An 8,383-nucleotide genomic window follows, 5' to 3' on the forward strand; every position below is an offset into this window, starting at 1 on the left:
CCAGTTGGCCTCGGATTATCGAGGGTGAAGCCGGGCCAGCGCGATCCCGGCGAGGTTCTGAGTGCGTTTCACGTGGCGGATGCGCAGCGGGGCGAACGACGGTGCCAACGCCTCCAGCGCCCGCAAATGCCGGACGGACGCTCGCCTGCATTTCAACCTGCCGTTCGCCTGACCGACCACGACCAGCGAGTCGCCGAGAAACAGCGGGTTCCCCAGCTCCAACTCACAGGCGACTTCGACCGCGCAGATCAGCGCCAGCCATTCGGCATCCAGACTCGTTCCGGGTCCGAGGTCGCGCTGGAGACGGCAGCGTCCCCTGACCACCACTGCGGTCTCCATCCCGACCGGGCCCGAACGACAACCCCCGTCGAAATAGACCTTTACGCCGGCCGGCATTGCCATTCCCCGGGGAGCAGGCCGTTGATCGCCCAGTCGCCGATGCTCCACCGCACCAGCCGCAACGTCGGGTGACCGATGGCGGCGGTCATGCGGCGCACCTGGCGGTTGCGTCCTTCGCATATCGTCAGCCTGATCCAGCAATCGGGAATGTTCTGGCGGACGCGGATCGGCGGATCGCGCGGCCACAGGGACGGATCGGCGATCCGTTCGGCCTTGGCTGGGCGAGTAAGACTATCCTTGAGCGACACGCCGCCCCGCAGCGCGGCCAACGCATTCTCGCCCGCTTCGCCTTCTACCTGCACGAGATAGGTTTTTGGCATCTTGTGCTTGGGATCGGCGATCCGCGCCTGCAGTCGGCCGTCATTAGTCAGCAACAGCAACCCCTCGCTGTCGAGGTCGAGCCGCCCCGCCGGATAGACGCCCGGCATATCGATGAAATGCGACAGCGTCGCCCGCGTCGATCCCGCAGTGTCGCGATCGGTGAATTGGCTGAGCACACCGTAGGGCTTGTTGAACAAGACCAGCGTCATTCGGCCAACCGCGCCCCGACGCTGTGCGCCACCGCCTCGGCGACCTTGATGCCATCGACCGCCGCCGACAGGATACCGCCGGCATAGCCCGCCCCCTCGCCCGCCGGGAACAGCCCGGCGGTGTTGAGGCTCTGGAAATCGTCGCCGCGGGTGAAGCGCACAGGGGACGAGGTCCGCGTCTCGACCCCGGTCATGACGACGTCGGGATGGTCATATCCAGCAATCTGGCGTCCGAATACCGGGATCGCCTCACGCATCGCCGCGACCGCATAGTCGGGCAGGCAGGACGCAAGGTCGGTCGGTGTCACGCCCGGGCGATAGGAAGGGACCACGCTGCCCAGCGCCACCGACGGGCGGCCCGCCATGAAATCCCCGACCCGTTGCGCGGGTGCCTTGTAGCTCGACCCGCCGGCGACAAAGGCGAGCGATTCCCAATGGCGCTGGAAGGCGATGCCGGCGAGCGGATCGCCGGGATAGTCGCGCGCCGGGTCGATGCCGACGACGAAGCCCGAATTGGCGTTGCGCTCGTTGCGCGAATATTGGCTCATGCCATTGGTGGCCACGCGCCCCTCTTCGGACGTGGCCGCGACCACCGTCCCGCCCGGGCACATGCAGAAGCTGTAGACCGTGCGCCCGTTCCGGCAGTGGTGCGAGATATGATATTCGGCCGCGCCCAATATGGGATTGCCGGCATCAACCCCGAACCGGGATCGGTCGATCCACGATTGTGGATGCTCGATGCGCACGCCGATCGAGAAGGGCTTGGCCTCGACATGCACGCCTGCCGCGTGGAGCATTTCGAATGTGTCGCGCGCGCTGTGCCCGACCGCCAGCACGACTTGGTCGGCCTCGAGATAATCGCCGCCATGGAGGTGAAGCCCGCGCACCTGCCGCGCGCCGTCGCCATCGGTCGCGATGTCGATCTCGTCGACCCGCGTGCCGAAGCGATACTCGCCGCCCAGCCCCTCGATCGTCGCGCGCAGGCTTTCGACCATCGTCACCAGCCGGAACGTGCCGATGTGCGGATGGGCCTCGGTCAATATCTCGGGCGGTGCCCCGGCCTTGACGAATTCGGTCAGCACCTTGCGGTCGAGATGGCGACTGTCCTTGATCCGGCTGTAGAGCTTGCCGTCGGAAAAGGTGCCGGCGCCGCCCTCGCCGAACTGGACGTTGGATTCGGGGTTCAGCACGCCGCGCCGCCACAGGCCCCACGTATCCTTGGTCCGCTCGCGCACCACCTTGCCGCGGTCGAGGATGATCGGGCGAAACCCCATCTGCGCCAGGATCAGCCCGGCGAACAGCCCGCACGGCCCCGCGCCAACGACGACGGGACGTTTTGTGCCCGCCGGGGCCTGCGCGACGAATTTATAGCTGGTGTTCGGCGTCGGCTGGACGTTGCGATCCTTGCGAAAGCGCGCCAACACCGCGCCCTCGTCCGTCACATTCACGTCGATCGAATAGACCAGCTGGATATTGCCATTGTCGCGCGCATCGTGCGCCCGCCGCGCGACGACGTGGCGCACCAGTTCGCGCGGGCTGATGCGCAACCGCTTGCAGACCGCGGCGGGCAGCGCCTCGGGCGCATGGTGCAGCGGCAGCGTCAGTTCGGTCAGGCGAAGCATCATGCCCCCTAGCCCGCAGTCGCCGGTTCGCCAATCGCACTAGGTTGACGATCAACGCCACTTCCGACCGCCTTCAACGCGCCAGCCGCCTTTTCAGTCCTGCGATTGCGACTGCGACTGGCTCCCGCCGCCCGACTGGCGCTGGCGCTGGCTTTGCGACCAGCGATTGGCCTCGGTGACCGACACCTCGACCGTCATCGTCTCGTCTCCGCCGCCGCGCCGCGCCCCGACCAGCGGTGCCGCCTCGCCATAATCGAGCCCCGCCGCCAGCCGGACATAGGCATCGTCGGCACAAATCCCGTTGGCCGGATCGAACGCCACCCAGCCTAGGTCGGCGACGAACGCCTCGCTCCACGCATGGCTCGCCGATTGTACAGCCAGCCCGTCGCGACGGAACAAATGCCCCGACACATAACGCGCCGGAATGCCCGCCAGCCGCGCCGCGGTGACGAAGATATGGGCAAAATCCTGGCACACCCCGCGCTTTGCTTCGAACGCCGCTGCGGCCGGAGTCGCCGCCGACGTACTGGCAGTGTCGAAAATGATCTGCTCGTACAGCGCGCCGTTGATGCGGTGGAGCAGGTCGAGCGATTTCGGCTCACCCTTGGCAGCCTCGGCCGCGAACGCCCGCAGCGCCGCGTCTGGCTGGGTCAGTTCGGTTGCGCGTAGGAACACTGCCGGAGGCAGGTCGGCGGGCAGGCCCTGGACCACGCCCGCGCTCTGCTCGGTAATCAACCGACCCGTTGCGGTAATTGCCAGCTCGGTCACCGGCGCGTTGACGTAAAGCATGTGGACGATGTTGCCGTACCCGTCCCGGCTCTCGCGCAACCGCGCATCGCAATCGACGTCGATGCGCCATTCCAACACCGTCTGCGACAGGCAGCTTTGCGGCGTCAGGCGCAGTGCCTGGATGATGTCGGTCACCGGCCGGCTGAAGCGATAGCGCGTGCAATGGTGGACGGCGAGCCGCATCAGGGGAACCGGAACTGCTGCGAGATGGCCGCGTCGAGGCGGTTATTCTCGGCAATGTAGGCGCGCAGGAATTCGTGCAGTCCGTCGCTGAACACCGCCTCGATATTATTCTCGATCAGCCGCGAATGACGCAACCGCGCCTGGCGGTCGGCCTCGCCCTGCCGCCCGGTGCGCCCGCCGATATCGGCCAGCAGGTCGACCACTTCCGACGAGGCACCGACGATCGAGCGCGGCAATTCGTCGCGGAACACCAGCATGTCGGCGACCAGCCACGGCTTGAGCGCTGCCTGGTACAGTAGGCGATAGGCATTGCGCGCCGACACCGTCTCGAGGATGGCGGTCCACTGGTCGCGGTCGAGCGCGCCGCCGATCTTTTCGCTTTTCGGCAGCAGCAGATAATATTTCACGTCCAGCAGCCGCGCCGTATTGTCGCCCCGCTCGATTGCCGAGCCCAGCCGCATGAACCAGAACGCCTCGTGCCGCAGCATCCGCACCAGCGCCCCCTCGAACCCGCGGCTGTTGGCCTTCAAACTGTCGATCAGGCTGAGCGTCGTCTGCACCCCGCCCGGGCTGGTGCGGTCGCGGATGTCGAGCCACGCGCGGTTGATCGCTTCCCATACTTCGGCGGTGAGCGCGTTGCGCGCCGAGCGGGCATTGTCGCGCGCCTTCGACAGGGTCGAGCGCACCGAATTGGGATTGTCGTCGTCGAGCGCCAGCGTGCGGCAGACGTTGAATGCGGTCGCCCCTTGGGTCGTCGCCTCGCCTGGCGGCGGGCCGCGCCCGACCACCGCCAGCGCGCTGACCCACGCCGCGCGGGCCGCGTCCACACCATAGGACAGCGAGCTCAGCCGCAGCGTCGCTTCCATCAGCCGCGTGGTGAATTCGGCGCGCTCCATGTAGCGCCCGATCCAGTAGAGGTTAGCCGCCGTACGGGAGAGCATGCTGCGCCTCCTCGGGCTTGGACCCGACCAGGATCAGGCTGTCCTTGGTCCCGCCGCCCTGGCTCGAATTGACCACCAGCGACCCTTCGTCGAGCGCCACCCGCGTCAGCCCCCCCGGAACGATCGTTACCTGGTCCGCCCCGCTCAGCACGAACGGACGAAAATCGACGTGGCGCGGGGCGAGACCCTTGGCGGTCAGCGTCGGGACGGTCGACAGCGCCAGCGTCGGCTGGGCGATGTAGCGCGCCGGTTCGGCGATCAACACGGCGCGGAACTCCGCGACCTCTGCCTTGCTCGCGGTCGGCCCGACCAGCATCCCATATCCGCCCGATCCGTCGACCAGCTTGACCACCAGCTGGTCGAGATGGTCGAGCGTATAGGCCAGCGCCTCGGGCTCGCGGCAGCGGAACGTCTCGACATTGGGCAGCAACGCATCCTCGCCCATATAATAGCGCACGATCTCCGGCATGAAGCTGTAGATCGCCTTGTCGTCGGCGATCCCGGTGCCGGGCGCATTGACGATCGTGACATTGCCGGCGCGATAAGCGGCCATCAGCCCCGGCACGCCCAGCCCGCTGTGCGGATTGAACACGAGCGGATCGAGATAGGCGTCGTCGACCCGGCGATAGATGACGTCGACCCGCACCCGCCCCTCGATCGTCCGCATCCAGACAAGGTCGTCGGACACCTCGAGGTCGCGCCCCTCGACCAGCTCGATACCCATCGAATCGGCCAGGAAACTATGTTCGTAGAAGGCGCTGTTGTAATGGCCGGGGGTCAGCAGCACGCACACCGGGTCATGCGCCCCGCGCGGCGCGACCGAGAACAGCGTGTCGCGCAAGAGGTCGGGATAGACGTCGATCGGCTGGACCGCGAGCTTGGCGAATAGTTCGGGGCACAGCCGCAGCATCGCCTCCCTGTTTTCCAGCATGTAGGACACGCCCGACGGGGTCCGCGCATTATCCTCCAGCACGAAAAACTCGTCCGGCCCGGTGCGGACGATGTCGATCCCGCAGATGTGCGTGTAGATGCCGTGCGGCGGCACCGCGCCCGCCGCCGGGATGCAAAATTGCGGGTTGGACAGCACTACATCGGCCGGCACGATGCCGTCGTTGAGAATGTGACGGGGGCCATAGACGTCGGCGACGAAGGCGTTGAGCGCACGCACCCGCTGCTCCAGCCCAGCCGACAGCCGCTGCCACTCGTCGGCGGCGAAGATGCGGGGGACGATGTCGAACGGGATGATCCGCTCGCCGGCCTGCTCGTCCCCATAGACTTTGAAGGTGATGCCCAGGCTGCGGAAGGCGGCTTCGGCGGCGGACTGGCGGCGGGTCAGTTCAGCGGTCGGCGTGTCCTTGACCCATGCTCCCAGCGCTTCGAAGCCAGGGCGGGCGACGGTCCCGCCGCCGCCCCCCCAAAGCTCGTCGAACGCCGCCCCGATCGCCATCAAACCCCCGTGATCAACCCGGCGCGCGTAACGGTGCCGAAAGTGACAATGGTCGAGAGGCCATTTTGTTCGATTGGCGCGTTCATGCGAGGCACCGCGAACGCAGCAGGGCTTCCTCTTCCGGCGGCCGCCCGCGAAAGGCGATGAAGCTGTCGAGCGGATCGCGCGAATCCCCCCGCGCCAGCACCTCGCGCCGCAGCTTGCCGGCGAGCTCGGCATCGAACAGGTCGCCGCGTTCGGTGAACGCCGCGAACACATCGGCGTCGAGCACTTCGGACCACAGGTAGCTGTAGTAAGCACTGGCATAGCCGCCGTCGAAAACATGGGTGAAGGTGGCCAACCGGTGCCGCATCCCGATCGCCGAGGGCATGTCGAGCGCGGCCAGCGTCGCGGCCTCGAACGCCGCAATGTCGCCCGGCGGCGGCAGCGTGCGGTGCAGCGCCAAATCGACCAGCGCCGAGGCGAGGAACTCGACGGTTGCGAAGCCATGCCCGAACTGCTCGGCCCGCTCGACCGCCGCAGCCAGCGAGGCCGGCACGCCGAACCCGGCGAGCGCTTCGGGCGAGGCCACCCAATGCTCCATCAGCTTGCTTGGAAATTCGACGAAGTCGCGCGCCACTGCGGTCCCGGCGAGGCTCGGGTAAGTCACGTCCGACAGCAAGGCATGGAGCGCATGGCCGAATTCGTGAAACAGCGTCCGCGCCTCGTCGAGCGACAGGAGCGCCTCGTCGTTGCTGGCCCCGGCGAAATTGGCGACGGCATAGACGATCGGCAGCACCGGTCCGTCCATGCTCTCCTGTACGCGCAGGCTGCCCATCCACGCCCCGCCATGCTTTTCGGCGCGCGCCAGATAATCGGTGTAGAGAAGCCCCACGTCCGCGCCACTCGCGTCACTCACCCCCCAGGCGGCGACGTCGCGCTGATAGACGCTGACGTCGCTGCGCCGCGTAAACTGCAAGCCATAGAGCCGACCGGCGGCGGCGAAGGCAGCGGCGCGGACCTTCTCCAGGCTCAAATGCGCCCGGATCGCTCCGGCATCATAGGCATAGCGCTCGCGCCTGATGCGGTCGGCGAAATAACGCCAGTCCCACGCTTCCAGCGCAAACCCGCCGCCGTCGCGGTCGACCAGCGCCTGCAATTCCGCCTGCTCGCGCCGCGCCTGGACCAGCCCCGGTCGCCACACCCGGTCCATCAGCCCGGCCGCAGCATCGGGCGTCCGCGCCATCGAATCCTCGAGTGCGTAATCGGCAAAACTGGCATAACCCAGCATCGCCGCCCGCTCCTGCCGCAGCGCGACGATCTCGGCGATCAGCGGCAGATTGCCGTGCGCGCCCGACTGGCACCGCCCGGTAAACCCGCGCCACACCGCCTCGCGCGTCGCCCGGTCGTCGGCAAAGGTCAGCAGCCCCTCGTAAACCCCGCGATCGAGCACGAAGACAAACTGCTCCGCCAGCCCGCGATCCGCCGCGCGTTTCGCCGCTCCGCTCAATAGGTCGGCCGGAATGCCCCCCACCTGCGCTTGGCTGATCGTCACTTCGGCCGCATTGGTCGCGGCCAGCACATGCTGCCCGAACGCCACCCCCAGCGCCGCCAGCCGCTCGTCGATCGCCGCCAGTCGATGCTGCTGCGCCGTGTCGAGGTTGGCCCCGCCGGCAACGAACCCCTTGTAGCTATTGTCGACCAGCCGCGCCTGCTCGGGCGTCAGCGCCGTGCGCTCCGCCCACACCGCCTTGACCCGCGCGAACAGCGCCGCGTCATGGCTCTGCTCGCTGCCGAACGCGGTCAGTTTCGCCGACACCTCGGCCTCGATAGCGTGGATTGCCTCGTCTGCCTCGGCCGACGACAGCATCCAGAAGACCCGCTTGACCCGCGCCAGCCGCGCCCCCGACCGCTCATAGGCCGCGATCGTGTTGGCGAAGGTCGGTGCAGCGGCGGTGCCGGTGATCGCCGCCACTTCCGCCCGGGCTTCACCAATCGCCGCGTCGAGCGCCGGCAGGAAATCCGCCGCCGTGAACGACGCGAAATCGGGCGTACCGAGCGGACCCGACCAGTCGGCCAGCAGCGGGTTCGCCTCAGCCAATTGTTTCGACCACGTCGGTATGCACGGTGAAGCCGGTCAGGATCGCCGATCCGAACGCCGTCGTCAGCGCGCAATCGGTCGCGTCGCGGCCCCGCGCCATCAGGATGCGGCCAATGCGTGGCTTGTTGTGACGTGCGTCGACAGTGATCCACTCACCGCCCAGATAGACGTCGAACCACGCCGAGAAGTCCATCGCGCTATCCGACGACACGCCGATGTCGCCGAGGAAGCCGGTGCAATAACGCGCCGGGATGTTCATGCAGCGGCACAAGGTGATCGCCAGATGGGCATAGTCGCGGCACACCCCGCGTCCCTCCTGATGGGCTTCCCACGCGGTCTTGGTCGGCCGGGCATAATGATAGCCGAACTCGATATGCTTGTGGGCGTAATTC

General features: G+C 67.3%; 8 protein-coding genes. All 8 read right to left on the bottom strand.

Annotation, left to right across the window (positions count from 1 at the left end; all coding sequences use genetic code 11):
- Positions 1-15: 15 nt before the first annotated feature.
- Complete coding sequence (locus tag RMN84_RS08560; protein ID WP_309611755.1) at positions 16-396, bottom strand: reverse transcriptase-like protein; 381 nt, start codon at positions 394-396, stop codon at positions 16-18.
- Positions 381-929: a pseudouridine synthase gene (locus RMN84_RS08565; protein ID WP_309611756.1), complete on the bottom strand. Its 549-nt coding sequence runs from the start codon at positions 927-929 to the stop codon at positions 381-383. The genes RMN84_RS08560 and RMN84_RS08565 overlap by 16 nt, the downstream gene beginning before the upstream one ends.
- Positions 926-2,551: an NAD(P)/FAD-dependent oxidoreductase gene (locus RMN84_RS08570; protein WP_309611762.1), complete on the bottom strand. Its 1,626-nt coding sequence runs from the start codon at positions 2,549-2,551 to the stop codon at positions 926-928. Before RMN84_RS08570 ends, RMN84_RS08565 begins: the two co-directional genes overlap by 4 nt.
- A gap of 93 nt (positions 2,552-2,644) precedes the next feature.
- Positions 2,645-3,523 (bottom strand): transglutaminase family protein, encoded by an 879-nt coding sequence (locus tag RMN84_RS08575; RefSeq protein ID WP_309611757.1) that lies wholly within the window; start codon positions 3,521-3,523, stop codon positions 2,645-2,647.
- On the bottom strand, positions 3,523-4,464 hold the full coding sequence (locus RMN84_RS08580) for an alpha-E domain-containing protein (protein ID WP_309611758.1): 942 nt from the start codon (positions 4,462-4,464) through the stop codon (positions 3,523-3,525). The genes RMN84_RS08575 and RMN84_RS08580 overlap by 1 nt, the downstream gene beginning before the upstream one ends.
- A complete protein-coding gene (locus RMN84_RS08585) occupies positions 4,442-5,911 on the bottom strand; it encodes a circularly permuted type 2 ATP-grasp protein (protein ID WP_309611759.1) in 1,470 nt (489 codons plus the stop codon). The genes RMN84_RS08580 and RMN84_RS08585 overlap by 23 nt, the downstream gene beginning before the upstream one ends.
- A gap of 82 nt (positions 5,912-5,993) precedes the next feature.
- Positions 5,994-7,991 (bottom strand): M3 family metallopeptidase, encoded by a 1,998-nt coding sequence (locus tag RMN84_RS08590; protein ID WP_309611760.1) that lies wholly within the window; start codon positions 7,989-7,991, stop codon positions 5,994-5,996.
- Positions 7,984-8,383 (bottom strand): transglutaminase family protein (locus RMN84_RS08595; protein WP_309611761.1); only part of this gene is annotated, 400 nt, incomplete at its 5' end. The genes RMN84_RS08595 and RMN84_RS08590, both read right to left, overlap by 8 nt.

The sequence above is a fragment of the Sphingomonas sp. genome, assembly GCF_031380695.1.
GTDB lineage: Bacteria > Pseudomonadota > Alphaproteobacteria > Sphingomonadales > Sphingomonadaceae > Sphingomicrobium.

Bases quoted from the DNA above. Each gene is read 5' to 3' on its own strand.
- RMN84_RS08560 (WP_309611755.1), bottom strand. From the start codon at position 396: ATGCCGGCCGGCGTAAAGGTCTATTTCGACGGGGGTTGTCGTTCGGGC.
- RMN84_RS08565 (WP_309611756.1), bottom strand. From the start codon at position 929: ATGACGCTGGTCTTGTTCAACAAGCCCTACGGTGTGCTCAGCCAATTC.
- RMN84_RS08570 (WP_309611762.1), bottom strand. From the start codon at position 2,551: ATGCTTCGCCTGACCGAACTGACGCTGCCGCTGCACCATGCGCCCGAG.
- RMN84_RS08575 (WP_309611757.1), bottom strand. From the start codon at position 3,523: ATGCGGCTCGCCGTCCACCATTGCACGCGCTATCGCTTCAGCCGGCCG.
- RMN84_RS08580 (WP_309611758.1), bottom strand. From the start codon at position 4,464: ATGCTCTCCCGTACGGCGGCTAACCTCTACTGGATCGGGCGCTACATG.
- RMN84_RS08585 (WP_309611759.1), bottom strand. From the start codon at position 5,911: ATGGCGATCGGGGCGGCGTTCGACGAGCTTTGGGGGGGCGGCGGCGGG.